General features: G+C 71.0%; 24 protein-coding genes. 14 read left to right on the top strand and 10 right to left on the bottom strand.

What is annotated here, in order from left to right; genetic code table 11:
- Positions 1-74: 74 nt before the first annotated feature.
- A complete protein-coding gene (locus ACWD4J_RS35370; RefSeq protein ID WP_451399599.1) occupies positions 75-1250 on the bottom strand; it encodes an acyl-CoA dehydrogenase family protein in 1176 nt (391 codons plus the stop codon).
- Complete coding sequence (locus ACWD4J_RS35375) at positions 1234-2232, bottom strand: acyl-CoA dehydrogenase family protein (protein WP_451399600.1); 999 nt, start codon at positions 2230-2232, stop codon at positions 1234-1236. The genes ACWD4J_RS35370 and ACWD4J_RS35375 overlap by 17 nt, the downstream gene beginning before the upstream one ends.
- Before the next feature lie 219 nt (positions 2233-2451).
- Here ACWD4J_RS35375 and ACWD4J_RS35380 point away from each other — a divergent pair, with 219 nt between their 5' ends.
- Positions 2452-3132 (top strand): TetR/AcrR family transcriptional regulator, encoded by a 681-nt coding sequence (locus ACWD4J_RS35380; protein ID WP_451399601.1) that lies wholly within the window; start codon positions 2452-2454, stop codon positions 3130-3132.
- A 55-nt stretch (positions 3133-3187) separates the two neighbouring features.
- Here the strand turns inward: ACWD4J_RS35380 and ACWD4J_RS35385 are convergent, their stop codons facing one another.
- The 6 genes from ACWD4J_RS35385 to ACWD4J_RS35410 form a co-directional block, all read right to left on the bottom strand.
- Positions 3188-3376 carry a ferredoxin gene (locus tag ACWD4J_RS35385; protein ID WP_451399602.1) on the bottom strand — a complete coding sequence of 63 codons (189 nt, stop codon included), beginning with the start codon at positions 3374-3376 and terminating at the stop codon, positions 3188-3190.
- A complete protein-coding gene (locus tag ACWD4J_RS35390) occupies positions 3373-4680 on the bottom strand; it encodes a cytochrome P450 (RefSeq protein WP_451399603.1) in 1308 nt (435 codons plus the stop codon). The genes ACWD4J_RS35385 and ACWD4J_RS35390 overlap by 4 nt, the downstream gene beginning before the upstream one ends.
- Positions 4677-4829, bottom strand: coding sequence for a hypothetical protein (locus tag ACWD4J_RS35395; protein ID WP_451399604.1), 153 nt, complete (start codon positions 4827-4829; stop codon positions 4677-4679). The genes ACWD4J_RS35390 and ACWD4J_RS35395 overlap by 4 nt, the downstream gene beginning before the upstream one ends.
- Complete coding sequence (locus ACWD4J_RS35400; protein WP_451399605.1) at positions 4826-6004, bottom strand: amidohydrolase family protein; 1179 nt, start codon at positions 6002-6004, stop codon at positions 4826-4828. The genes ACWD4J_RS35395 and ACWD4J_RS35400 overlap by 4 nt, the downstream gene beginning before the upstream one ends.
- Before the next feature lie 148 nt (positions 6005-6152).
- Positions 6153-7565 (bottom strand): amidohydrolase family protein, encoded by a 1413-nt coding sequence (locus ACWD4J_RS35405; protein WP_451399606.1) that lies wholly within the window; start codon positions 7563-7565, stop codon positions 6153-6155.
- A complete protein-coding gene (locus tag ACWD4J_RS35410; RefSeq protein ID WP_451399607.1) occupies positions 7562-8809 on the bottom strand; it encodes a CoA transferase in 1248 nt (415 codons plus the stop codon). The genes ACWD4J_RS35405 and ACWD4J_RS35410 overlap by 4 nt, the downstream gene beginning before the upstream one ends.
- A 95-nt stretch (positions 8810-8904) precedes the next feature.
- On the opposite strand from ACWD4J_RS35410, the gene ACWD4J_RS35415 reads away from it, so the two are divergent.
- Positions 8905-9963, top strand: coding sequence for an enoyl-CoA hydratase/isomerase family protein (locus ACWD4J_RS35415; RefSeq protein WP_451399608.1), 1059 nt, complete (start codon positions 8905-8907; stop codon positions 9961-9963).
- Positions 9964-9970: 7 nt separating this feature from the next.
- On the opposite strand, the gene mftG is transcribed toward ACWD4J_RS35415, so the two are convergent.
- Positions 9971-11542 (bottom strand): mycofactocin dehydrogenase MftG, encoded by a 1572-nt coding sequence (gene mftG / locus ACWD4J_RS35420; RefSeq protein WP_451399609.1) that lies wholly within the window; start codon positions 11540-11542, stop codon positions 9971-9973.
- A 237-nt stretch (positions 11543-11779) separates the two neighbouring features.
- Between mftG and mftA the strand changes: the two genes are divergently transcribed.
- The 6 genes from mftA to mftF all read left to right on the top strand — a co-directional run bounded on the left by mftA (position 11780) and on the right by mftF (position 17012).
- Positions 11780-11908 carry a mycofactocin precursor MftA gene (gene mftA, locus ACWD4J_RS35425; RefSeq protein ID WP_451399610.1) on the top strand — a complete coding sequence of 43 codons (129 nt, stop codon included), beginning with the start codon at positions 11780-11782 and terminating at the stop codon, positions 11906-11908.
- 9 nt (positions 11909-11917) lie between these two features.
- Positions 11918-12199, top strand: coding sequence for a mycofactocin biosynthesis chaperone MftB (gene mftB / locus ACWD4J_RS35430; RefSeq protein ID WP_451399611.1), 282 nt, complete (start codon positions 11918-11920; stop codon positions 12197-12199).
- Positions 12196-13446 carry a mycofactocin radical SAM maturase gene (mftC, locus tag ACWD4J_RS35435; protein ID WP_451399612.1) on the top strand — a complete coding sequence of 417 codons (1251 nt, stop codon included), beginning with the start codon at positions 12196-12198 and terminating at the stop codon, positions 13444-13446. Before mftB ends, mftC begins: the two co-directional genes overlap by 4 nt.
- Before the next feature lie 102 nt (positions 13447-13548).
- Complete coding sequence (gene mftD, locus ACWD4J_RS35440) at positions 13549-14733, top strand: pre-mycofactocin synthase MftD (protein ID WP_451399613.1); 1185 nt, start codon at positions 13549-13551, stop codon at positions 14731-14733.
- A 3-nt stretch (positions 14734-14736) separates the two neighbouring features.
- Positions 14737-15546 (top strand): mycofactocin biosynthesis peptidyl-dipeptidase MftE, encoded by an 810-nt coding sequence (gene mftE, locus ACWD4J_RS35445; protein WP_451399614.1) that lies wholly within the window; start codon positions 14737-14739, stop codon positions 15544-15546.
- Positions 15543-17012, top strand: coding sequence for a mycofactocin biosynthesis glycosyltransferase MftF (gene mftF, locus ACWD4J_RS35450; RefSeq protein WP_451399615.1), 1470 nt, complete (start codon positions 15543-15545; stop codon positions 17010-17012). Before mftE ends, mftF begins: the two co-directional genes overlap by 4 nt.
- A 24-nt stretch (positions 17013-17036) precedes the next feature.
- On the opposite strand, the gene mftR is transcribed toward mftF, so the two are convergent.
- On the bottom strand, positions 17037-17654 hold the full coding sequence (mftR, locus tag ACWD4J_RS35455) for a mycofactocin system transcriptional regulator (protein WP_451399616.1): 618 nt from the start codon (positions 17652-17654) through the stop codon (positions 17037-17039).
- A gap of 196 nt (positions 17655-17850) precedes the next feature.
- On the opposite strand from mftR, the gene ACWD4J_RS35460 reads away from it, so the two are divergent.
- From ACWD4J_RS35460 to ACWD4J_RS35485, 6 genes are all read left to right on the top strand, one after another.
- Complete coding sequence (locus tag ACWD4J_RS35460; protein ID WP_451399617.1) at positions 17851-19017, top strand: acyl-CoA dehydrogenase family protein; 1167 nt, start codon at positions 17851-17853, stop codon at positions 19015-19017.
- A gap of 16 nt (positions 19018-19033) precedes the next feature.
- Positions 19034-19858 (top strand): FadR/GntR family transcriptional regulator, encoded by an 825-nt coding sequence (locus ACWD4J_RS35465; protein ID WP_451399618.1) that lies wholly within the window; start codon positions 19034-19036, stop codon positions 19856-19858.
- Positions 19859-20017: 159 nt separating this feature from the next.
- Positions 20018-20836 carry an enoyl-CoA hydratase/isomerase family protein gene (locus ACWD4J_RS35470; RefSeq protein ID WP_451399619.1) on the top strand — a complete coding sequence of 273 codons (819 nt, stop codon included), beginning with the start codon at positions 20018-20020 and terminating at the stop codon, positions 20834-20836.
- Positions 20837-20839: 3 nt separating this feature from the next.
- Positions 20840-21832: an acyl-CoA dehydrogenase family protein gene (locus ACWD4J_RS35475; protein WP_451399620.1), complete on the top strand. Its 993-nt coding sequence runs from the start codon at positions 20840-20842 to the stop codon at positions 21830-21832.
- 32 nt (positions 21833-21864) lie between these two features.
- Positions 21865-23004 (top strand): acyl-CoA dehydrogenase family protein, encoded by a 1140-nt coding sequence (locus ACWD4J_RS35480; RefSeq protein WP_451399621.1) that lies wholly within the window; start codon positions 21865-21867, stop codon positions 23002-23004.
- 54 nt (positions 23005-23058) lie between these two features.
- Positions 23059-24645 (top strand): FadD3 family acyl-CoA ligase, encoded by a 1587-nt coding sequence (locus ACWD4J_RS35485; protein WP_451399622.1) that lies wholly within the window; start codon positions 23059-23061, stop codon positions 24643-24645.
- The last annotated feature ends 33 nt before the right edge of the window (positions 24646-24678 follow it).

Here is a 24678-nt window from a genome sequence, read left to right on the forward strand (position 1 = left end):
GCGACCTCGGGCCGGTTCAGGGTGATCGTCGCGATCCGGTCCTTCACCTCGTACACGATGTTCACGGCGGCTCCTCAGCGTCGCGGCAGACCGAGTACTCGCTCGGCGATGATGGTGCGCTGGATCTCGGACGTACCGCCGGCGATCGTGCCGCCGAAGCTCCGGGCGTAGCGGTGGAACCAGCTGGCGAAGTTGTCGTCGTAGGTCATGTGGTAGTAAGGCGCGGTGTTCGCCGGATGGGCCAGTCCCTCGGGCCCGGCCGCCTCCAGCGCCCGCTCCAGGGCCTTCTGCGAGGCCTCCGAGCCGAGCACCTTCAGTACGGACAGGGCCGGGACGTCGGTTTCACCGCGGGCGGCGCGGGCCAGGGCGGCGGAACCCAGCAGGCTCAGCGCCTGCCGGTCCATGACCAAGGTGGCGTACCAGTCCTTGTCGATGGGCGTGGAAGGGTGGAAGTCGCGAAGGAGGTCGTCCATCCGCTCGGCCTCGCCCAGCCACATCAGGGTGCGCTCGTGCCCGAGCGAGCCGTTCGCCACCCGCCAGCCCTGATTGAGCAGGCCGACGAGGTTCTCGGCGGGGACGCGGACGTCCTCGAAGAAGACCTCGTTGAAGTCCTTGTCATCGGGACCGGTGTACGCGGCGAACGGGCGGCGGGTCACCCCGGGCGTGGACGTGGGGATCAGCAACACACTGATCCCCTTGTGCTTGGGAGCCTCGGGGTCGGTACGCACGAACGTGAGCAGCACGTCGGCGTCGTGGGCGCCGGACGTCCACACCTTCTGCCCGTTGACGATGAAATGGTCACCGTCCAGGACGGCACGCGTACGCAGCGACGCGAGGTCCGACCCGGCGCCGGGTTCGCTCATACCGAGTGCGGCGGTCATCTCCGCGCGCAGGATGGGCACGGCCCAGCGGCGCTTCTGCTCCTCGGTGCCGAAGGACAGCAGCGAGGCTGCGATGATCCCGACGCCCTGGGGGTTGAAGCTGTGGAAGATACGGCGCCGGGACAGCTCCTGCAGATGTACGAACTGCTGGACGACGGTGGCGTTGCGCCCGCCGAACTCCGGGGGGTTGCCGGGGAGCAGCCAGCCCGAGTCGAACTGGAGCCGCTGCCAGCGCCTCGCCCACTCGGGGAGGTGCCCGGTGGACCGGGACCGTTCGGTGGCCTCGGCCTCCGCGGGGAGGTTGGCTTCCAGGAACGCCGCGAACTCGGCCCGGAAGGCCTCGACGTCGTCGTCAAAGGTCAGCCGCATGACTCTCCTCGGCGATCAGCGCCCGGTGCTCGGCGGCGCCGCCGAGCAGCAGCTCGCCCGCCTTGGCACGCTTGAGCGCGAACTGAAGGTCGTTCTCCCAGGTGGTTCCCATCGCGCCGAACAGCTGCACGCCGTGGCGGAACACCAGTGCCTGGCACTCCCCCGCCGCGGCTTTCGCCATGGAGGCGGCCAGACGGCGGCGCGGGTCGTCGGCGGCGATCGTCATCATCGCGAAGTAGGCGAGTGCACGGGCCCGCTCGATCGCCACGTGCATGTCGACCGCCTTGTGCTGGACGGCCTGGAAGGAGCCGATGAGGGCGTCGAACTGGCGACGGGTGCGTACATGCTCGAGGGTGAGGTCGAGGATCCGGCGGCAGGCGCCGACCATCGTCAGGGCCAGGCCGGCGAGGGCGATGTGGCGGGCGCGCTCCGGGTCGGCTGTGGCGCGTGCGTCGTCGGTGACCCGTACGCCTGCGAAGGTGACCTCGGCGACGTGCAACAGCGGGTCGAAGACGGGGGTGCGGACGGCCGTCGCCTCCTCGGCGGGCACCACGAAGACGGCATCGCCGGTCACCACGGCCAGCCGGTCAGCCCGGTCGCCGTCCAGCACATGCCGCGCGGTGCCCTCGAGCACCCAGCCGCCCTGGTCCCGGCGGGCGTCCACCCCTGCGAACACGGCGGCCCCGGACTGCCCTGCCCGGATACCCGCCGGAACAAGCGGGGCGAACTGCGTCATCGTCGCCAGATAGGGCGTCGGATCGACAGCCCTCCCCAACTCCTCCAGGACTATGCCGAGTTCGACCGCATCGGCGGGATCGGTGAGCTCCGTCCAGCCGAGGTCGTTGTAGGTGCGCCAGAGAACCCCGGGGTCCGCCCCTCCGTCCACCACGGACCGGACCAGAGCGGGCGGACACTCCTTGGTGACCGCGTCCCGGACCGTGTCCTGCCACAGCCGCTGGTCGGGATCGAACTCAAAGAGCATCCCGGCCTCCGGTGACGAAGCCGCCGCCCCATGGCTTCAACTGCCCGAACTCGCGGTAGATCTGGAAGTCCCACGCCACGAACGGCCTCCTTGCCAGAGTTCCGGTGGATACAGCGGAGAATAGCATTCTCACTGACCGAAAGTAACGGTCTCCTCTGTTCCTCTGAAGACGTCCGATCAGGAAAAGGCTTCCACTTACACTGCAGTAATGTTCTCCCCATGGCGCAGAAGACGAGTCAGCCCGTGAGCACACCGAGCGAAGAGCCGGCCTGGAAGCAGCGTGCGATCGAGCGTTCCACTCAGGCCGCGAAACGCCGGGCCGAGCAGAGGGTGGAGCGGTTCCTCGGTGCGGCGCAGGCGATCATGGCGGAGAAGGGCACCACGGACTTCACGGTGCAGGAGGTCATCGAGCGGTCGCGCCAGTCACTGCGCAGCTTCTACCAGCACTTCGACGGCAAGCATGAGCTGCTGCTCGCCCTGTTCGAGGACGCCATGAACCGGACCGCCGACCAGATCCGCGCCGCCGCTTCCGGTGAGTCGGATCCCCTGGACCGCCTCAAGGTCGCCGTCCAGCTGCTGTTCGAGCTCTCGCGCCCCGACCCGACCGCACAGCGCCCGCTGTTCACCGATTTCGCCCCGAAGCTGCTGGTCTCCCACCCCGCCGAGGTGAAGATCGCCCACGCGCCGCTTCTCGCCCTGCTCACCGAGCTGATGACCGAGGCCGAAGCCGCCGGCCGGCTGCACCCTGGCGCCAGGCCCAACCGCCTGGCCGCCATGACCATGCAGACCGTCATGTTCAACGCCCAGTCCAGCGGCGGCGCCTCCGACGACGGGAGCGGTCACCCCATCACTGCCGACGAGATCTGGGCCTTCTGCTCCAGCGGATTCGCCCACCGGTGAAAGGGCATGCCCTTTCACCGGTGGGGCCCGCGGTGGCACGGGAGAGGCGGAATCCTCAGCTCGTGGTGATGGCATGCTCGGGGCAGGACTCGGCGGCGGAGCGCACCGCCTCCTCGAACTCTGCGGGCACCTCGGGTGTCTCCACCACGGTGTAGCCGTCGTCGGTCAGCACGAAGACCTCGGGGCAGGCCACGCAGCACACCCCGTGACCGCGGCAGCGTTCGTCGTCGACGGTGACCTTCATCGGGCGGCTCCCTGATCAGCAGGGGCGTCGGCCGGCGTGAACTCCAGGAAGAGACGGGTCAGTCCGCGCAGCATGAAGGTCGGGACATAGCGGTAGCGGCGGGCGTCCTCGGGGCCGTGCTTCGCCTCCGAGAGACGGATGTCGCCGGTGCGGTCGAGGAGCCGCTCGATGGCCACCCGTGCCTCCGCACGAGCCAGGGGCGCTCCCGGGCAGGTGTGGACGCCACGGCCGAAGGCGAGGTGGCGGCGGACGTTCGAACGCCCGATGTCGAATTCCGCGGGGCATTCGAACTGGCGCGGGTCCCTGTTGGCGGCCCCGTTCAGCACCATCACCGTCGTACCGGCAGGAATGTCGACGCCGCCCACGGTCGTCGGGACCTTGGACAACCGGAAGTCCCCCTTGACGGGGCTCTCGATGCGCAGCGCCTCCTCCACGAAGGCGGGGATGCGGTCACGCTCGGCGCGCAGCTTCCGCTGCAGGTCGGGATTTTCGGCGATCAGCTTGATGGCCGTGCCGAGCAGGCGGACGGTCGTCTCCTGGCCTGCCGCGAAGAGGTTGGCGGCGACGCGTACCACGTCGGATACCTCGGGCAGCCGGCCGTCGGGGAACGTCGCGGCGGCGAGGCCCGAGAGGACGTCTTCGCGCGGCGCCCGGCGGCGGTCCTCGATGTAGCGCGCGACGCGGGCGTACAGGTGCTCAAGAGGTGAGTGCGCCATTGTGCCCTCGCTGGTGCTGCCCATGGCCGCGCCGGCGGCCGGTCCGTGCCGCAGCTCCTCGGCGAGCGCCGCCCGGTCCTCTTCCGGTACGCCGAGAAGGTCGGCGATGACGAGCATGGTGAAGGGTCCCGCGAATCCGTGGATGAACTCGCCTTCCCCGCCGGTGAGGAAGTCGTCGAGGAGGCCGTCGGCGAGGTGCCACATGGCGGCCTCGTTCTCCTTGAGCCGCTTCGGCGTGATCAGGCGCATCAGCAGCGCGCGATGGTCGGTGTGGACCGGCGGGTCGAGGGTGGGCAGCTGGTCGCTCATCGGGAGCTCGTCGCGGTGCTGCTCGATCAGCTCGCTCACGTCGTCGCCCTCGAGCGGGACGGGGAAGCCTGGGAAGGGGCCGGTGACCGAGTTGCACGCGGAGAACGTGGCGGTGTCGTTGTAGATCTGCACGGCCTCCTCGTATCCCGTCACCATCACCACGTCGTGGTGGTTCTCCCGGTGCACGGGGCACTGTGCCCGCAGGGAGTCGAAGTACGGGTAGGGGTCCTCGATGGGCCCCTCGTCCCGGAAGAAGTCGACCGACTCGTAGTCCTTCACTGTTCGTACGTTCCCTTCGGCATGGTCACGGCTGCGGCTCGGCGACGCCCTTCCCCCTTGAACCGCAGGGCGCCGTCGAGGACCGCTCCGGCGTCTCCGAGGCGGTCACGCGCGCTCAGGACCGTCTCGAGGACGGCCTCCCACGTCATACGGACAGCAGCCTGGCCAGGTTGCCACCCATGATCTTGGCTTGGTGCTCCTCGCTCATGTGCTTGATCGCTTCGAGGTAGCTGGCCGGCTCGGCCAGGCCCTCGGGGTGCGGGTAGTCCGAACCGAACAGCACCCGGTCGATGCCGATGAGGTCGGCCAGCTCACCCAGGTCCTCCTCCCAGAACGGGCTGACGTGGATGTTGCGCTTGAGGGCCGCCACCGGGTCGCCCGCGAAGCCGTCCGGCGCCTTCTTGTAGACGTCGGACAGGGTCTGCAGCAACGGCGCCACCCAGCTGGAGCCGTTCTCGATGACCGCGATCTTCAGCTCGGGGAACCGGAACAGCGCACCGTGGCACACCCACGACGCCACGGCGTCCTGGACCGGCCGCCACTCGGCCACCATCCGGAAGGTGTTGGTCCTGAACGGCAGCATCTCCCGGCTGCTGCCTTCCCACTCGCTGGTGTACCGGGCATAGCCGCTGTCGGAGGAGTGCATCGTGACCAGGACGTCGTGCTCGACGACGCGCTTCCAGAACGGGTCGAACTCCGGCATCGCGAAGGACCGCGGGCCGCGGAACCCGGGAACGGGAGCCGGCCGGACCAGGATCGCCCGCGCACCGCGCTCTACGCACCAGTCGAGTTCCTCGATGGCCTTCTCGACGATGGGGAGGCTGATCACCGGGACGGTGAAGATGCGCTCCTTGTAGTTGAACGACCAGGTCTCGTGCAGCCACTGGTTGAGCGCGTGGACGACCACGTGGATCAGCTCCGGATCGTCGCGCATGCGCTCTTCGACGAGGCTGGCCAGCGTGGGGAACATCAGTGTCCTGTTGATGCCCAGTTCGTCCATGAGCTCCAGGCGCGGCGCCGGTTCACGGAAGGCGGGAATGGACCGCATCGGCTCACCGAAGATCTCCCTGCGGCTCTTGCCCTCGGGGTTGCCGTTGCGGAAGTAGTCCTCCATCGCGCCGGGGCGGGCGACCACCTCGAAGGTGGGGTTCGGGATGTAGTCGCTGATCTGGCCCCGGACCGCGATCTTGGTACGACCGTTCACCTGCACGTACTGGATCGCGTCTCGGTACTCCTTGGGCAGGTACTTGGTCAGCGACTCCTCGGTCTCGTACAGGTGATTGTCCGCGTCGAACAGCGGATACGGCAGCACGCGCGACGACATGAGATCCTCCTTTGCTCGATGCGAGAAGGTTATTCTCCACATGCGCGATATCGCAATGTCTCGGCGCGGCAGGAACTTCGGACCCCGCCGCTACCACCAGCGGCACGTCCTCGGCTTCGGGCATCCGCAGCCCTGGTTTCTCGAGCGGTCAGGCTCCTACGAAGGTGATCCGGACAAGCTCAGCGGTGGGGTCGGCCAGTGCCGCGGCGCGCCCGGTGTGCAGCAGGACGAGGTCGGCTGCGGCTCCCTGCTCGACGCGCCGGGGTGGTCCGCCGGGGTCGGTGAGGGGACCGAGGTAGGCGTCGAGTGCGGCGGCCGCCGTGAGCGTCTCCTCGGGCGCGACGACACTGCCGAGCGGGTTCGTGCGCAGCACGGCGGCTGCGATGACGGCCCACGGGTCCAACGGCCCGTAGGGAGCGTCGGAAGACAGGCCCAACGGAATGCCGGCGTCGGTGAGCGACCGGCAGCGGTACAGGTCTGCGCGGTCGTCGGCGCGCACGTCTCGGACATAGGCGTCGCCCCGGTCGGCCAGGAAGCCGGGTTGGGTCACGACACGCAGCCCGAGCGCGGCGATGTCGTCGATCAGCTCGCGTGGCACGAGGGCAGCGTGTTCGATGCGGTCACCGGGCCTGGTACCAGCCTCCCGCAAGGCCACCAGCAGCAGTACGAGGGCCTCGCGGGTCACGGCGTGCACGGCCACGCCGCGACCGGCATCATGCGCCGCCCGGATGCGTTCGATGAGGTCGTCGAAGGCGGGCAGACCGGAGTCGGCGAGAACGATCTTGTAGGGGCCGATCGTGGGGCGGCGCGGTGGCGAGTCGTCAAGTCGTGCACCGAGCGGCACTCCCAGCAGGTGAACCCGCTGGGGCAGCGCCCCGCTGTCCATGTCGGCGGTGATGGCCCCGAGGGCGTCCGGGGCGAGGTCGGGGGTGGCGTCGGTGACCCTGGTGATACCGAGCCGGGCGAGTTCGCGGCCGATGTCGGCGAGTCCGGGCGGGCGGGCGCGCGGGAGCCGGGTGCGCAGCCAGTCGTCGGCACGCCACAGCCGGCCGGTCGGCGTACCGTCCGCGTTCCGTTCGATGCCGGGATGGTCGCCGCCCGCGAGGGCGATCGCGGCCGCGGCCCTCGTGTTGAGCATCCACAGCGCGCCACTGCGGTGCTGGACGCGTACGGGCCGGTGGGGGTGGATGCGGTCCAGGGCGGCCGCGTCGAGGTCGCCGGCGACGGACTCGTGGTAGCCGGTGCCGCGGATCCAGCCGTGTTCGTCGGGGCTCGCCGCGCCCAGCGCGGCGCCGAGGCCGGCCGGGTCGCGTACCGCGGGTGGTCCGCACCGGGCCGAGCGCTGTCGGGCGGCGAGGGCGTGCAGGTGCAGATGGTGGTCGGCAAGTCCGGGCAGCAGCGCACCACCCCGGCAGTCGACGATCTCCTCCCCTGGGCGTCGTGGCAGGGACGGGGCGATCTCCGCGATCCGTCCGGCGGCGATACGGACGTCCGCGCGGCGGCCGTCGTCGAGCTCGGCGTCGCGCAGCAGCAGGTTGTCGATGCTGAGGACGTGGGTCATGGCGCCGGGATCCCGAGACCTCGCAGCACCTCGGTGGTGTGCTCACCCATGCGGGGCGCGTCCCCCACGGGTTGGCGACGACGGGGTTCCGCGACGGGGACCCATCCGTGGGCGGTCTCGACCGCCCAGCCCGCGCCGTCAGGGAGAGCCGCGGTGGCCGGCTCGGGCGGTTCGTCGTCCAGCGTGGCGGCGACGACGTCGGCCATCGCGACATCGTGCAGGATGCCGGTGCCGTCGACGGGGGCGGTCAACGCCAGGGCTGCGGCGGTCAGGCCGGTCAGCGGGTCGGCTATGGCGTCGCCGCAGAACAACGGGGTGCCGTCGGATTCACGGGCGACCAGGCCGGCGCCCGCTGCGACATCGTCGCCGAACCCGACCCGCTCGCTCGCGCGCCCGGCGGCGGTGATGGAGACCCAGGTGGCACCGGCGGCCACCGTGGCGTGCGCGTCGAGGCCGAAACGGGCCAGTGCACGGGGGCGAGACGCTTCGATGACGATGTCGGCAGCGGAGACGAGCGCGGCGAGCGCACGCCGGCCTGACGGGGTGCCGGGATCGAGGACGACGGACTCATGACCGGCGTGCAGCAGCCGGTAGAAGCCGGGATGGCCGCGGCGGGCTCCGTCCGGACGCGTCGGTGTCTCCACCTTGACCACACGGGCTCCGGCCAGGCCGAGGAGGTGGGCGCAGAGCGGCCCGGCCCACAGGGCACTGAAGTCGACCACGAGCAGGCCGTCCACGGGCCGATGCGCAGACGGCACCGGTGGTGGAGCCGGACGAGCAGCGGTACACGGGGTGACCGGACCGGCCGCGAGACCGAGGAGCGTGGCCCGCTCCGCCAGTTCGGCGCCGCTGTGCGTGCTCAGCCAGGTCGCGACGGCAGGCCAGGGGTCACCGGACAGCTCGGTGCCGATCAGGGCGCCGAGCAGCACGGGGTCGTCGGCGCGCGCGCACGACACCGCCGCCCAGCCGTCGGCGGTGGGCAGCAACCGGCAGGCGCCGCCCGCGGAGGTCCGGCCGCGCCGGGAGTGGCCGGTGAACGCGGCCCGCTCGGTGAGCAGTTGCGCGCCGTCCAACCGGACCGGCGCGGCCGTGCCGGCGGTCAGCGCGAGGATTCGGTCGGACAGCTCGCGGGCCCGGGACGCCGCGCGACCGGGCGGTACGAGCGGCGGTCCGCCGGCGCGCCCGGTGAGCGCGACGACGCCGCTGGACGCCCAGTCGGCCACCGGGTCCCTGGTGAGGGTCATGCCGCTGACCAGCCGGAACCTGACATGACAGTGAGCACGAGGCCGACGATACACTCGCGGTCGCCGGCCGTGACCTTGAAGGAGCGTGCTCGTCCATGACTTCCGTGCCCGTGATCAGCCCGACGCAGCTGGCGGCCGGTGCGGCGCACACCCCGCTGCTCGACACGGCAGCCCGGCCGGTCGTACCGCTGATGGCCGTCGACGTCGACGAGCCCGCTGCCCCCTCGGTGCTCGACGCTGCGATCCGCCGCGCCCAGGCGTGCGACCGGCTGCTCGTGGGCGTCGCACGGGCCACTGGGGCGGCGCCCCAGGCGGAAACTCTCGCGGCGGCACTCGACTTGACCCTGGTCGATCAGGGGTCGGAGTCGAGCGGCCGCCCGTTCGTCCCCGTGCCGGATCCGGCAGCCGCACTGGCCGGGCTCTCGGACGCGGTGGCGGCGAACCCCCAGGCAGCGCTCGTGCTGGCCGGGCTCCTGCGCTCGACGGAGACGATTGCGGTGCGCGAAGCCCTGGACGCGGAATCGCTGGCGTACTCCACCCTGCTCGGCGGAGCGGAGTTCCAGCGATGGCTCGCGGCGCGCGGCCCACGTCCGCAGCCGCCCCGTGTGGCGGACCCCGTGCTGGTCGCCCGGCACGGGAATGTCCTGGAGGTGACCCTCAACCACCCGGCGCGGCGCAACGCCTACGACCGGCGGATGAGGGACGCACTGGTCGAGGCCCTGCACCTCGCCGTACTCGACGACACCGTCTTCCGCGTGGTGCTCACCGGCGCCGGACCGGCGTTCTGCTCGGGCGGCGACCTCGACGAGTTCGGCACCGCCCCCGACCCGGTCACTGCTCACCTCGTGCGGACCCGCGCCGGCGCCGGCCGGCTGATCCATGACCTGCGCGACCGGATACAGGTGCGGGTGCACGGCACCTGTGTGGGTTCCGGCATCGAGCTGCCCGCCTTCGCCGGGACCGTCCTCGCCGCCCCGGGCACCACCTTCCGGCTCCCCGAAGTCGCCATGGGCCTGATCCCCGGCGCCGGCGGCACGGTCAGTATCCCGCGCCGCATCGGCCGCTGGCGGACCCTGTACCTCGGGATCACCGGCGTCAGCCTGGCTGCTCCGACCGCTCTCGGCTGGGGACTTGTCGACACGCTTCACGTGTGACGGTCGTTCAGGGAAGGTCGCGGCGGATCGCGTCGGCGATCAGCTCGCCGATGAGAACAGCGGTGGCCGCGGGTCCGCGGTGGGGCGTGTCCGGGAGGATGGAGGTATCGGCGACGCGTAGTCCCCGCACGCCGTGGACCCGCCCGAACTGGTCGACTGCGGCGTGCTCGGGATCGTCGGCGGGCCCCATAGGGACCGTGCCGCAGGTGTGCTGGGCGGTGCCGAGGTGGTCGCCGATCCAGCGGTCGAGAGCCCGGTCGGCGCCGAGAATCTCCGGGCCCGGGTCGAGGAGACCAAAGGAAATACCCGCGAAGGGTGGGGTGTCGAGCAAGGCTGCGGTGACACGAACAGCCTTCCGCAGCAGGCGGTGATCGTCGGGGGTGCTGAGGTAGCCGTAGTCGATGCTCGGTGGTGTGGCGGGATCGGCGGACTGGAGGCGCAGGCGGCCGGTCCGCCGGGGTGTCTGGGCGGATACGAGGAATGACAGCGGGGCGCCGGGAACACTCACGGCACCGCCTACGAGCCCGGCCATGGGGACCAGGGACTGGAGGATCTCCAGATCGCCCGTCTCTGCGCCGGGGCTCTCGGGCGTGCGCACCGTGGAGGTGAGGTGCAGACAGCCGCCGAGCCAGGAGTCGGCCGGTTCGCCCAGGTCCTCCTGTGGCGTCCAGTCCAGGACGACTTGCGGATGGTCGCTGAAGCGGGCTCCGACGGCTGGGGCGTCCTGGAGGACGGGTATGCCGAGTCGCTCGAGGTCGGCGCGTGGTCCGATTCCGGAGAGCTGCAGCAGGTGGGGCGTGGCGAAGGCGCCGGTGCTCAGTACGACGGTGCCCGCGTCGACGGTGGAGCGCCTGCCGTCGCGTTCGACGACGACGCCGACGGCCCGGCCGTACTCGACGACGACCCGGCGGGCCCTGCAGTCGCCGAGGACGCTGAGGTTGGGCCGGTCGAGAACATCGGGCGGGAGATAGCTGAGCCCGGTGTTGCGGCGCACGCCGTCGACGGAGTTGGACGGCACAGGGCCGAAGCCGGGTGACACCTGATCGTTCTTGTCAGGGTCGGCGGGAAAGCCGAGTACGTGGGCGGCGTCGCGGAAAGCCGCGGCGGCCGGATGCTCCAGGCGGCTGCGCCGGATGCGCATCGGGCCCTGGCTGCCGTGCAGTTCGCTCGGGCCGAAGTCGAGGTCGTTCTCCAAGGCGCGCAAGAAGGGCAGGACTCTGTCGTAGGCCCAGGCGGGATTGCCCGCGGCGGCCCAGCGGTCGAAGTCCTCGCGCCTGGCGCGCACGAAGTAGCCGCCGTTGACGGTGGTCGAGCCGCCGAGCACGCATCCGCGGGGGACCGTCCAGGGCCGCTCCGGCGCGAGACGGACGGGGTACGCGGTCGTGGCGGGATGGTTCGGCTGCGCGCCCGGAACGGCCCTCGCGTCCAGCAGTGCGGGGTCAAATCCTGCACTGCCGTGGGGAATCGGTCCCGCTTCCAGCAGCAGCACGCTCCGGTCGGGATCCTCCGTCAGGCGCGCCGCGAGCACCGCACCGGCGGCACCGGCGCCGACCACCACGACATCGGGTCGGCGGCTCACCGGAGACGTACCGCGGGGTTGCGGACGGGGTGGTGGAACTGGTCCATGCACGGACTCTCGCACGGCGAACCTCCGATCATTCCTGTGAAATCGATGACGACGGACCTCTTTCTTTTGACACTCCATGCCAATACTCTCGCGGTGTTTGCAGGGTGCAGTCAGCGATGTTCGAGATCTCACAGCACTTTCCACCGTTGGCCTGCACCGTGTTCGCCCGCAGTCACAAGGAGAAATCGCGTGAACGAGGTCAACTCCGCAGAGACAGCGCAGAACCCCACCGACGACATCACATCGCCCGATGCGCTCATCGAGGCCGACGCCCTGATCGAGGAAGTCTCGATCGACGGCATGTGCGGCGTCTACTAGGCCGCTTCCATGGCCACGCTGAATCTGGACCGTGCCTGGGACCTGCACCCGCAGGTCTCGGTACGGCCTGAACCCTTCGGTGCGCTGCTGTACCACTTCGGTACGCGCAAGCTCTCCTTCCTCAAGGACCGCACGCTGCTCGCGGTCGTCCAGGCACTCGCGACGGCGCCCACCGCGCGGGCGGCCTGCTCGTCCGCCGGCGTCGACGACGGGGATCTGCCCCGGTACGGACAGGCCCTGGCCGTGCTCGCGCAGTCGTCGATGGTCGTCGAAAGGACCCCGAGCCCATGACCTCAACTCCGGAAATCTCAGGCCGCGCGCCGGGTGCCTCACGCCTGGTCGACCTCTTCGAGTACGGCCTCGACGCCCCGATCTGCCTGACGTGGGAACTCACCTACGCCTGCAATCTGTCCTGCACGCACTGCCTGTCCAGCTCGGGCCGGCGCGACCCGCGCGAACTCACCACCGCCGAGGCCAAGGCCGTCATCGACGAGCTGGAGGCCATGCAGGTCTTCTACGTCAACATCGGCGGCGGCGAGCCCACCGTCCGCCCCGACTTCTGGGAACTGCTCGACTACGCCACCGCCCACCACGTGGGCGTGAAGTTCTCCACCAACGGCGTGCGCATCACCCCCGACGTCGCGGCCCGGCTGGCCGCCAACGACTACGTGGACGTGCAGATCTCCCTCGACGGCGCGACCGCCGAGGTCAACGACGCGGTGCGCGGACCCGGTTCGTACGACACGGCGCTGCGCGCGATGCGCAACCTGGCCGACGCCGGGATGAAGAACTTCAAGCTCTCCGTCGTCTGCACCCGCCACAACATCCCGCAGATGGACGAGTTCAAGGCCATCGCCGACCGCTATGGCGCGCAGCTGCGGCTGACGCGGCTGCGTCCCTCCGGGCGCGGCGCGGATGTGTGGGACGAGCTCCACCCGCTGCCGGAGCAGCAGCGGGAGCTGTACGACTGGCTGGTGGCGCACGGCGAGCAGGTGCTCACGGGCGACTCCTTCTTCCATCTGTCCGCGTACGGCAAGGCGCTCCCGGGCCTGAACCTGTGCGGTGCCGGGCGTGTGGTGTGCCTGATCGACCCGGTCGGCGACGTGTACGCGTGCCCCTTCGCGATCCATGACGAGTTCCTGGCCGGGAACGTCCGCCGGCCGGGCGGCTTCGCCCAGGTGTGGCGGGAATCGGAGCTGTTCCGGAGCCTGCGCGAGCCGCAGTCCGGTGGCGCGTGCGCGTCCTGCGCGTTCTACGACACCTGCAAGGGCGGCTGCATGGCGGCGAAGTTCTTCACCGGGCTGCCGCTGGACGGCCCCGACCCCGAATGCGTCCAGGGCTACGGCGAGCAGCTGCTGGCCCAGCGCCCCCAGGATCACGGTCACCTTCCGAAGCCGTCCGGCGACCACTCGCACCGCACCGCCCCCGCGCGGCGGCCCGGCCCTGTGGACCTGGTGCTGACGCGCCGCCCGGACCTCGACCGGCCACCGGTCAGCGCCTGCGCCGAAGACCCGTTGGCCGGGGTGAGCTTCACGTAGCACGGCGCCCGATGTGCGCATGCGTCGCGCGACACGCTCCCCGACTCGCAAGCACCAGACAGCAAGCAGCCCGCAGCACACACCTCACAGAGAGAGCCGCACATGGTCAGGAATCCCTGGTTCGAGACCGTCGCGGAGGCTCAGCGCCGCGCCAAGAAGTATCTGCCGAGCACCGTGTACGGCTCCCTGGTGGCCGGCTCGGAACGGGGCCGTACGATCGACGACAACCTCGGCGCCTTCGCCGAACTCGGCTTCGCCCCACGCGTGGTGGGCCATCACGCCCAGCGGGATCTGTCCACGACGGTGCTCGGGGTGGAGTCCGCGATCCCGGTGGTGATCTCGCCGACCGGCGTGCAGGCCGTCCATCCGGACGGCGAGGTGGCCGTGGCCCGCGCGGCGGCGAACCGGGGCGTCATCATGGGCCTGAGTTCCTTCGCCAGCAAGCCGGTGGAAGAGGTCACCGAGGCCAATCCGAACACCTTCTACCAGATGTACTGGACCGGCACCCGCGACTCCATGGTGCAGCGCATGGAACGCGCCCGGGCCGCAGGGGCCAAGGCACTGATCGCCACGCTGGACTGGTCCTTCTCCCACGGCCGGGACTGGGGCAGCCCGCCGATCCCGGAGAAGATCGACTTCAGGACGATGGTCAGGTTCGCACCCGACGTCCTGCCGCACCCCCGCTGGCTGTTGGCGTTCGCCAGGTCGGGACGGATACCGGACCTGAGCGTCCCCAACCTCCAGCCGCCGGGCGGCGAGGCGCCCACGTTCTTCGGCGCCTACGGCGAGTGGATGCAGACCGCGCCGCCCACCTGGGAGGACGTCAAGTGGCTGCGTGAGGAGTGGGGCGATCGCCCGTTCCTGCTCAAGGGCGTCTCGCGGGTCGACGACGCCAAGCGGGCCGTCGACGCCGGTGTGTCCGGCATCTCGGTGTCCAACCACGGCGGCAACAACCTGGACACCACGCCCGCCACGATCCGGCTGCTTCCCTCGATCGTCGAGGCGGTCGGTGACGAGATCGAGGTCCTGCTCGACGGCGGTATCCGGCGCGGCGGGGACGTCGCGAAGGCCCTGGCGCTGGGCGCGCGGGCGGTCCTGATCGGGCGCGCCTATCTGTGGGGCCTGGCCGCGGGCGGGCAGGCCGGCGTGGAGAACGTCCTGGACATCCTGCGCGGTGGGCTCGACTCCGCCGTACTGGGCCTCGGGCACTCCTCGGTCCACGAGCTGTCGCCGGACGACCTGGTCATCCCCGACGGCTTCACCCGCACCGCCGGCCCGGTGGCCTAGCGCATGTCGTCACCGCCGACTCGGGGGCTGGAGCTGGCGCGCTCGGTGTGGCCGGCCGTCCCGGACGGTGCGCTGGTGCTGGTGCCCGTCGGCTCGACCGAGCAGCACGGGCCGCATTTGCCGTTGAACACGGACAGCGTCATCGCTTCCGCCGCAGCCCAGTTGACGGTCGATCAGCTCGCTGCGGATCGACCGGATCGCCGTGTGCTGCTGGCGCCGGCCATCGCCTACGGTGCGAGCGGGGAGCATGCCGGCTTCCCCGGGACGGTCTCCATCGGACACGACGCGCTGCGCATCGTCCTGGTGGAGACCGTACGGTCACTGTCGCTGTGGGCCGGCCGCATCGTGTTCGTCAACGGCCACGGCGGCAACGTACCCACGCTCGACGCGGCCGTCGGCCGACTCCGTGACGAGGGCCACGACGTGTCCTGGCTCGGCTGCGAGATCCCCGGCGGCGACGCCCACGCCGGCCGTGCGGAGACCTCCGTGATGCTGCACCTGGCACCCGGCGATGTCCGTCTTCCCGAAGCGGTGCCCGGCGACACCCGCCCTCTCGCCGCCCTCATGCCTGAGCTGATGACCCGTGGCGTACGCGCGGTGTCGCCCTCCGGAGTCCTCGGCGACCCGACCGGCGCCACCGCCGAGGAGGGCCGCGCCTCGCTCGAGTCGATGGTGTCCACCGCCGTACGCCGCATCACCGCAGGACGGACGGACTCCCGCGGCCGTCTGATCGACGCGACCCCTCCCCCCGCGCCGCCATCCACCCGCACCTGCGTATCCCCCACTCCACGCCCGAAAGCCGTGCACCCATGACACTCCCCCAAGGCTTCGTGGTCACCCTGGACCGGCACACCCGTGTCATCGACCACGGCCGGGCCCTCCTCGGCGGCCAGCCGACCCGTCTGCTCAAACTGAGCCCCCGGGCGAGACCGCTGCTGGCCGGGCGCACGGTACGTGTGCGGGATGCCGCAAGCGCAATTTTCGCCGACCGGCTGCTGGAAAACGGACTTGCCCACCCAGCCGTGCACGCCCTGCCGCCGCACGCTGCACCAGGCGGTAGCGGGGACGGCGCCGGCTGCACCTACGTCATCCCGGTCCGCGACCGCCCCCGCGAACTCGCCCGCCTCCTGGACAGCATCCCCGCGGACAGCCCGGTCATCGTCGTGGACGACGCCTCACGCCGCCCCGACCCGATCACCGCCGTCGCCGCACAGCACGGGGCGAAGCTGGTCCCGCTCAGCGTCAACCTCGGGCCGGCCGGCGCCCGCAACGCCGGACTGCATCTGGTCACCACTCCCTACGTGGTCTTCTGCGACTCCGACATCGTGCTGCCACCCGACACGGTGCCGACCCTGCTGCGGCACTTCGCCGACCCCCAGGTCGCCATGGCCGTGCCCAGGATCACCGGCCTGACCACCTCAGAGTCCTCCGGCTGGCTCGGCCGCTACGAAAGCACCCGGTCCTCCCTGGACCTGGGGGCACACCCGGCCGCCGTACGCCCCGGCACACCCGTCTCCTGGGTCCCCAGCGCCTGCGTGGTCGCCCGGACCGACGTCCTCACCGGCGCCGGCGGCTTCGACGGGCGGATGCGGGTGGGCGAAGACGTCGACCTGTGCTGGCGCCTGGTCGAGAAGGGCCGGCGCATCCGCTACGAACCGTCCGTCGAGGCCGCCCACGAGCACCGGGTCCGCCTCGGCGACTGGTTCACACGCAAGGCCGTCTACGGCACCGGCGCCCACCCCCTCGCCCGGCGCCACCCCGAGAACATCGCCCCCGCCGTGCTCGCCCCGTGGAACACCGCACTCGTCCTCGCCCTGTTCGCCCAGCGCCGCTGGTCGCTCCCCGTCGCCGGAACCATCTGGGCCGTCGCCACCGCCCGCATCGCCCGCAAGCTGGAGGGCACCGAGCATCCGGTCCGCCTCGCGGCACGGCTCAGCGCCGACGGAGCGGTCTCCGCCCTCGCCCAGGGTTCGGCGCTGCTCACCCGCCACTGGTGGCCGCTCGCCGCCGTCGGCTGCCTGGCCTCCCGCCGTATGCGCCGTGCCACGGCCCTGGCGGCCGTCACCGACATCACCCTCGAATACCGCGGCGGCACAACCCGGCTGGACCCCGTCCGCTACGGCATCGCCCGCCGCCTCGACGACCTCGCCTACGGCACCGGCGTCTGGCTCTCCGCCCTCAAAGGCCGCTCCACGGCCGCCCTCCGGCCCCGCATCGTCCTGGCAGCAGGGACCCCGCCGCGGCTCGCGACAAAAGCACCACCGGGGACACAACCGTGACCCGGCAGGAGCCGGGGAGTCCGGCTACACCGTGCCCAGACCGTCGGTGACCTGCCGAATGGCCACGTCGAGGAGGTCGCCCAACTGGGCGTCCTCCACGGCCAGCCAGTGTTCGTACGCGGCGATCGCCGCAGCGAGCAGAGCGTGTCCGAAGAGCCGGGGCAGCACGTCGGCAGGCGACAGGCCCATGCGCCTCGCCACGAACTCGGTGATGATCGCGCGCCAAGAGGCGTACCGCAGGGTGGCGTCGGCCTGGAGAGTGGGCACGGTCAGGATGAGTTCCATGCGCTGCCGGTGCCACGGCACATCGGTGGCGTCGTACCGGTTGAACTCGACGACGGCCTCCCGCAGCGCGTCCATGACCGGAGTGCTCGGGTCTGCCGCGTTCAACAGCTCCCGCAGCCTGGCCAGTTGCTGCTCGAAGTCGCCCCACACCAGGTCGTTCTTCGACGAGAAGTAGCGGAAGAAGGTGCGTCGGCCGATGCCGGCCGCACCGGCGATGTCGTCGACGGTGGTCTCGTCGAAACCCTGGCGGCCGAACAGCTCGAAGCCCACCCGCTCCAGATCGGCCCGCGAGGTGGCACGCGGACGCCCGCTCCTGGCCGGCGCTCCGGCGATCAAGCTGCTCGAAGACGACTCCACACGGTCTCCTTTCCCCAGGGTGACGGATCCGCGGCCCGGCGCGGCCCCAACAACATACGCCCGCACGGCGACGGGAGTGTCCCACGCCCGTGCGCCTGCCCTCTACAACTTTGGTCTGACCTTCGATATGTTTCGCGCACTCCCCCAGTGCCTTGAGGGCCTGGGAGGTACCCCCAGGCCCCGGAGGCTGCGTACCGTGGACTTTCGACTCACCGAAGACCAGGAAACGATCCGCAAGGCCGTCGCCGGACTCGTCCGCGAATTCGATGACCACTACTGGATGCAGAAGGACCGGGACCATGAGTTCCCGGCCGAGTTCTACGCCGCCGTCGCGGGCGGCGGCTGGCTGGGGCTGACCATCCCCGAGGAGTACGGGGGGCATGGCCTCGGCATCACCGAGGCGACCCTGCTGCTCGAAGAGGTGGCACGCTCGGGCGGCGGAATGAACGCCGCGAGCTCGATCCATCTGTCCATCTTCGGCATGCACCCCGTGGTGGTGCACGGCTCGGAGGAGCTGAAGCGCCGTACGCTGCCCCGGATAGCCGCCGGGGACCTGCACGTCTGCTTCGGCGTGACCGAGCCGGGCGCAGGTCTGGACACGTCGCGCATCACCACGTTCGCGCGCCGCGAGGGCGACCACTACGTCGTCGACGGACGCAAGGTGTGGATCTCGAAGGCCATGGAGTCGGAGAAGATCCTGCTGCTCACGCGCACGTCCCGGATCGACGAAGTGGCTCGGAAGACGGACGGCATGACGCTGTTCCTGACCGACCTCGACCGCAGCCGCGTCGACATCCGTCCGATCCCCAAGATGGGCCGGAACGCGGTCACTTCGAACGAGCTGTTCATCGACGGACTGAGGGTGCCCGTCGAGGACCGGGTCGGCGAGGAGGGCGAGGGCTTCCGCTATCTCCTCGACGGCCTCAACCCCGAGCGGATGCTGATCGCCGCCGAGGCGCTCGGGCTCGGCCGGGTCGCGCTCGACCGGGCGGTCAGGTACGGAAGCGAGCGCGAGGTGTTCGGCCGTCCGATCGGCATGAACCAGGGCATCCAGTTCCCGCTCGCGGACTCGCTGGCCCGGCTGGACGCCGCCGAACTGGTACTGCGGAAGGCCACCTGGCTCTACGACAACGGGCAGCAGTGCGGGCGCGAGGCGAACACCGCCAAGTACCTGTGCGCGGACGCCGGTTTCACCGCCGCCGACCGGGCGCTGCAGACCCACGGCGGCATGGGTTACGCCGAGGAGTACGCCGTCGCCCGGTACTTCCGGGAGGCCCGGCTGCTCAAGATCGCACCGATCAGCCAGGAGATGGTCCTCAACTACCTTGGGTCGCACACACTGGGTATGCCGAGGAGCTACTGACCCGAAAGGATCAACCGTGCACAGCGCCGAGCCGCCCTCCGCAGCACCCGCAGGACGTGTCACACCGAACCGCACCACGCCACGCTTCGATGCACTGAGCGTGCCGAAGGCGTCCGATGTGCTGGCGGCCGAGATACGCGAGCGGATCCTGTCCGGCGAGTTCCCCGAGGGGATGGCGTTGCCGCCCGAGCGGCAGTTGGTGGAACAGACGGGGCTGAGCCGCGCCACCGTCCGGGAGGCCCTGCGCATCCTGGATGTGGAGAGGCTGCTGCGGATCAGGCCGGGACGGGGTGGTGGGGCCTTCGTACACCGTCCCGACCACCAATCTCTCGCGAACACCGTGCAGTTGGTGGTGCGCGGTCAGCAGATCCGGCTGGACGCCCTGCACGAGACCCGCGAGGCCATGGAACCCGCGTGCGCCGCGCTGGCCGCCGGCCGACGCACGGACCACGACCTCGCGGAACTCGACGCGGCGCACACGGAACTCGTCGAGGCGGGCGAGGACATTCCGCGGTTCCTGCGCGCCAACGTGCGCTGGCACACGGCCGTCGCCAGGGCCTCGGGGAACGAGCTGCTCATGGGGTTCATGGGCGCTCTGTCGCAGTCGATCTACGCTGCGACCGACATCGAGCAGTTCATGGACGCGGAGATCCGCGACGTCACCGCGCGCACCCACGCGGGGATCGCCAAGGCGATCCGGGACGGCGACCCGGCCGCGGCGCGGCGGCGCATGGAGCGCCACGTCTGCGGCTTCGCGCGGGCCGCGGCGCGGGTCGACTCACGGGAGAGCCTCGATCTCGCGGGCACGGGGGACGAGACGGCCGTATCCGACGCCGGCTGACCTTGCCCGGGAACCCTGCGTGAGGGTCACCCCACCTATGCGAGAATCACGTTTACGAAAACGCGTAAGGGCGTTGACACCCATTCTGGCTGGCCTTTAGCGTGAGCTGAGGTTGCGTTGGCCGCAGAGCCGCCACACGATTTCCGGAGATGGGGTCCCATGGGCGAGGAGAACTCCGTCCTGACCGTGACCGCGGACGGCGACGTCCGCATCGTCACGCTCAACCGACCAGACCAGCTGAACGGCGTGTCCGAAGAGCTCCACCGCCGCCTGGCCGAGGTGTGGCGCGAGCTCGCCGCCGACGACGCGGCCCGCGCCGTGGTGCTGACCGGCGCCGGCCGCGCCTTCAGCGCCGGCGGGGACTTCGGCCATCTGCTGCGCCACCACAGCGACCCCGCGCTGCGGGACCGCTCCATCCGGCTGGACCGGGCGATCCAGACGGAGATGATCCGCTTCCCGCTCCCGGTCGTCGCGGCCGTGAACGGACCGGCGGTCGGCCTCGGCTGCAGCCTCGCGCTCGGCTGCGATCTCGTCCTGATGGCGGACGACGCCTATCTCGCCGATCCGCATGTGTCGGTCGGCCTCGTGGCGGGCGACGGCGGCGTCACGCTGTGGCCACTGCTCACCAGCCTGCTGCGCGCCAAGGAGTACTTGTTCACCGGCGACCGCATACCGGCCGCGAAGGCCATGGAGCTGGGCCTCGCCAACCGTGTGGTCCCCGCCGCCGAGCTGGAGCGCGAGGCGCTGGCGCTGGCGCACCGGCTGGCCGCCCAGCCCGCCCAGGCGCTGCGTGCCACCAAGGCGGCGCTCGCGGTGGTCGTGGAGCAGGTCTCCCGCGGCGGCATGGAGGCGGCGCTGATGGCCGAGCAGTCCACGATGGCGAGCCCCGAATACCTGGACATCGTCAGCAGGCTGGCGTCCGGCGGCAGGAGCCGCGCGTCCGGGACCCAGCACGCGTCCCGGACCCAGGAGGCGTAGAGCGTGGAGGCGGAGGAGTTCCAGCTGGTACGCGAGGCGCTGCGGGCCTTCACCGGGCGGTACCGGTGTGCTTCGGCAGAGGTGAAGCCCGCCGACCGGGCGGCGGCGCAGCTGGCGCTGGACGGGCTCGGCCTGGCCGAACTGCGGGCGTCCACACCGCCGTCGGCCACCGCGCAGGAGTGCGCGCTGCTCGCCGAGGAACACGGCCGGTATCCGCTGGCCACCTCCTTCCTCGGGACCGTGCTGCTCGCCCCTGAGCTGCTGCGGCTGTTGGCGACCGACGGCGGCCCCGTGGCGTACGAGGGTGTGCCCACCGTCGCGCTCACACGCGACCTGCGGTTCCCAGGCCGTGATACCACGGATGGTCCGGATCTGGTGGGCTGGGACTGCCAGGGCGCCGACGGAGCGCTGTGGGTCGCCGGCGACGGGACGGTGCGCCGGGTGGGCCTCGGCGCTGCCGCCCCGACCACCGATCCGCTGCGCTCCGTCCGCGCCCTGCGCTCCGGCGCCACTCCCGCCGTCCTCGGGCGGCTCGACGCCGAGCAGCGGTTGTACTGGCAGGCATGGGCGCTGGTGATGGTCACCAGTGAACTCGTCGGCGCTGCCCGCTCGTTCGTCGCGCAGAGCACCGACTACGCCCGCGAACGCACCCAGTACGGGCGGCCCATCGGCTCCTTCCAGGCCGTGCAGCATCTGCTCGCCGACGCCACGGTCGCGGTGGAGGCCTGCACGAGCGCCGTGCGGTACGCGGCCTGGTGCCTCGACCACGCCTCCCCCGCGGCCGCTCTCACCGCCGCCCGGGTGGCGAAGGCCGAGGCGAACGAATCGGCCGTCGAGGCGGTCTGCACCGGGATGCAGGTGTTCGGCGGCATCGCGCAGACCTGGGAGCACAGCGCCCATCTGTATCTGCGCCGGGTCCGGCTGGGGGCCACCGTGCTGACCCGTTCCGCGGACCTGCTGCCCGCGCTCGCGCTCGCCGTACCGGAGCAGGCATGACCGCCCCAGGAGGCACCGCCCGAGGAGGCACCGTGACCGACGACCCGCTGGACTTCGGCGACCCGGCCGACCTCGAGCAGCTGCGCCGCGAGTTCCGCACCTGGCTGGCCGCGAACCCGCTGCCCGAGCGGCGGCCGGACGAGCCTGCGGCGGTGTTCCTGCACCGCTGGCACCGGCAGCTCCACGCGGGTGGCTGGGTCGGCCTGGACGTACCGGAGCGGTACGGCGGGCGCGGCCTGACCGCGCTGCACCAGGTGGCGGTCAGCGACGAACTCGGCGCCTGCCGCGCACCGGGCGTCCCGCGCATCGGCTATCTCGCCCACGCCCTGATGGAGTTCGCCTCCGAGGAGCAGCGGCTGCGCCTGCTGCCGCGGATGCTGTCCGGCGACGACGTGTGGTGCCAGGGCTTCAGCGAGCCGGGCGCCGGTTCGGATCTGGCCGGGATGAGCACGTACGCCGAGCGGCACGACGGCCACTACACGGTCCGCGGCCAGAAGCTGTGGACGAGTTACGCGCAGTACTCGGGCTACTGCCTGCTGCTCGTCCGCACCGACCGCACCGCACCCGCGCACGCCTCCATCTCCGCTTTCGTTCTCCCCCTCGACCGCGAGGGCGTCACCGTACGGCCGCTGCGCGCCGCCAACGGCGACGACGAGTTCTGCGAACTCTTCCTGGACGACGTGCGGATCGAGGAAGGGGAGCGCATCGGCGCCGAGGGCGACGGCTGGCCGCTCGCCATGACCACCGTCAACTACGAGCGCAACGCCCTCGACACCGGCCACCTCTCCAAGTACGGGCTGCTCCTGGAGCGGCTGCGGCACGAACTCCACGAACGCCGGGACGACCTGCCGGACGGGCTGGCCTCGGCGGTCGGCCGGTGCGTCGCCGACTACCAGGTGCTGGTCGCCCACGCCCGCCGCCGTACCGCCGAACGCCTGGCCGGGCAGGGCGCGGGCCCCGAGTCGTCCGTCGACAAGCTGCTGATGACCCGCACCGAGCAGCGGCTGTACGAGACGGCACTCAGGGTGCTCCCCGAGGAGCTGTTCCGCGAGGGCGGCGAGGTGTTCGGCGAGTACCTCTACTCCCGGGCCGCCTCCGTGTACGGCGGCACCTCGCAGATCCAGCGGAACATCATCGCCAAACGCCTGCTGCGCCTGCCGTCGGCCGGATAGCCGCCGTTTCTCGCAGGTCAGCAGCACCCAGCGTTCAGCCCATCGGAGGCGACCATGCGATACGACCAGGAGTACGTCAGCATCCCGCACGTCATACGGCGCGCCGCCCAGCGCTTCGGCGACGCGCCGGCCCTCGTCGACGGAGACGTCCGCTGGAGCTTCCGCGAGCTGGAGCGGCAGATGGTGCGCGGCGTCCGGGCGGCGCTCGCGCTCGGCGTCGAGCCCGGCGACCGGGTGGGGCTGTGCGCCCCCAACTCCGCGGAGTGGATCGTCGCCGCGCTCGCCATCCAGGGCGCCGGGGGCATCGTCGTCCCCCTCAACACCCGCTTCAAGGCGGCCGAACTCTCCTACATCCTGCGCAAGTCGGAGGCCAAGGCCCTCTTCGCGTCGTCGTTCCTCGGCACCGACTACATCGCCGAGCTGCTCAAGGAGGACCCGGACTTGCCCGCGCTGCGCACCACCGTGTCGGTCCTCGGCCCGCGGGGGGCGGCGGATCTGGACTGGCCGGGCTTCCTCGACCGGGGCGAGGGTGTGACCGACACCCGGGCGCACGCGGCCATCGACCGCCTCACCCCCGACGACATCTCCGACGTGATGTTCACGTCAGGCACCACCGGCCACCCCAAGGGCGTGATCCTCACCCACGGCCAGTCGCTGCGCGCCTACGGCTGGATGTCCGAGGAGTACACCTTCACAAGCTCCGACACGTTCCTGGTCATCCCGCCGTTCTTCCACTGCTTCGGCTACAAGGCGGGGTGGCTCGCATCGCTGATCCACGGCGTCACCGTGATCCCCATGCGGCTCTTCGACGCGGGCCAGGCGCTGGAGCTGATCAGCCGGGAGAAGGTCAGCATCCTGCTCGGGCCGCCGACGATCTTCCAGGACCTGATCAACCACCTGAACCGTGCGGACCACGACGTGTCCTCGCTGCGGGTGTCCATGACGGGCGGCACCACCATCCCCGAGTCGCTGATCCACGCCATGAAGGACGACCTGTCCTTCGACATCGTGATGAGTGCGTACGGCCTCACCGAGGCATCGGCCCTGGCGACGACCACCCGGATCGGGGACGACGCCCCGACCGTGGCACGTACCACGGGACGCGCGATCCCGGACGTGGAGGTGCGCGTCGCGGACGACCGGGGCCGTGCCCTGCCCGCCGGTGATGCAGGCGAGATCCAGGTACGCGGCTACACCGTGACCCGCGGCTACTGGGAGGACCCCGACGCCACAGCGGCGGCGATCGGCCCGGACGGCTGGCTGCACACCGGCGACATCGGCGTGCTCGACGCCGACGGAAACCTGTCGATCGTCGACCGCAAGAAGGACATGTACATCGTCGGCGGCTTCAACGCGTACCCCGCCGAGATCGAGAAGCTGCTGCTCGGCTGCGAGCCGGTCCAGCAGGCCGCGGTCATCGGCGTACCGGACGAGCGGCTCGGCGAGGTCGGCTGCGCCTTCGTGGTCCTCAAGCCCGGCGACCAGGCGACGGCGACCGAGTCGGACGTCATCGCGTGGGCGCGTACCCACATGGCCAACTTCAAGGTGCCGCGCCACGTCCGCATCGTCGGCGAACTGCCGCGCAACGCCAGCCAGAAGGTGCTCAAGGACCAGCTCAGGGCACAGTTCGCGAACGGCTGACGGCTTCGGCTCAGCGCGCCTGGGAGGAAGGAA

The sequence above is a fragment of the Streptomyces sp. NPDC002577 genome (assembly GCF_053594815.1).

Bases quoted from the DNA above. Each gene is read 5' to 3' on its own strand.
- ACWD4J_RS35370 (WP_451399599.1), bottom strand. From the start codon at position 1,250: ATGCGGCTGACCTTTGACGACGACGTCGAGGCCTTCCGGGCCGAGTTC.
- ACWD4J_RS35375 (WP_451399600.1), bottom strand. From the start codon at position 2,232: ATGCTCTTTGAGTTCGATCCCGACCAGCGGCTGTGGCAGGACACGGTC.
- ACWD4J_RS35380 (WP_451399601.1), top strand. From the start codon at position 2,452: ATGGCGCAGAAGACGAGTCAGCCCGTGAGCACACCGAGCGAAGAGCCG.
- ACWD4J_RS35385 (WP_451399602.1), bottom strand. From the start codon at position 3,376: ATGAAGGTCACCGTCGACGACGAACGCTGCCGCGGTCACGGGGTGTGC.
- ACWD4J_RS35395 (WP_451399604.1), bottom strand. From the start codon at position 4,829: ATGACGTGGGAGGCCGTCCTCGAGACGGTCCTGAGCGCGCGTGACCGC.
- ACWD4J_RS35400 (WP_451399605.1), bottom strand. From the start codon at position 6,004: ATGTCGTCGCGCGTGCTGCCGTATCCGCTGTTCGACGCGGACAATCAC.
- ACWD4J_RS35405 (WP_451399606.1), bottom strand. From the start codon at position 7,565: ATGACCCACGTCCTCAGCATCGACAACCTGCTGCTGCGCGACGCCGAG.
- ACWD4J_RS35410 (WP_451399607.1), bottom strand. From the start codon at position 8,809: ATGACCCTCACCAGGGACCCGGTGGCCGACTGGGCGTCCAGCGGCGTC.
- ACWD4J_RS35415 (WP_451399608.1), top strand. From the start codon at position 8,905: ATGACTTCCGTGCCCGTGATCAGCCCGACGCAGCTGGCGGCCGGTGCG.
- mftB (WP_451399611.1), top strand. From the start codon at position 11,918: ATGGCCACGCTGAATCTGGACCGTGCCTGGGACCTGCACCCGCAGGTC.
- mftC (WP_451399612.1), top strand. From the start codon at position 12,196: ATGACCTCAACTCCGGAAATCTCAGGCCGCGCGCCGGGTGCCTCACGC.
- mftD (WP_451399613.1), top strand. From the start codon at position 13,549: ATGGTCAGGAATCCCTGGTTCGAGACCGTCGCGGAGGCTCAGCGCCGC.
- mftE (WP_451399614.1), top strand. From the start codon at position 14,737: ATGTCGTCACCGCCGACTCGGGGGCTGGAGCTGGCGCGCTCGGTGTGG.
- mftF (WP_451399615.1), top strand. From the start codon at position 15,543: ATGACACTCCCCCAAGGCTTCGTGGTCACCCTGGACCGGCACACCCGT.
- ACWD4J_RS35470 (WP_451399619.1), top strand. From the start codon at position 20,018: ATGGGCGAGGAGAACTCCGTCCTGACCGTGACCGCGGACGGCGACGTC.
- ACWD4J_RS35485 (WP_451399622.1), top strand. From the start codon at position 23,059: ATGCGATACGACCAGGAGTACGTCAGCATCCCGCACGTCATACGGCGC.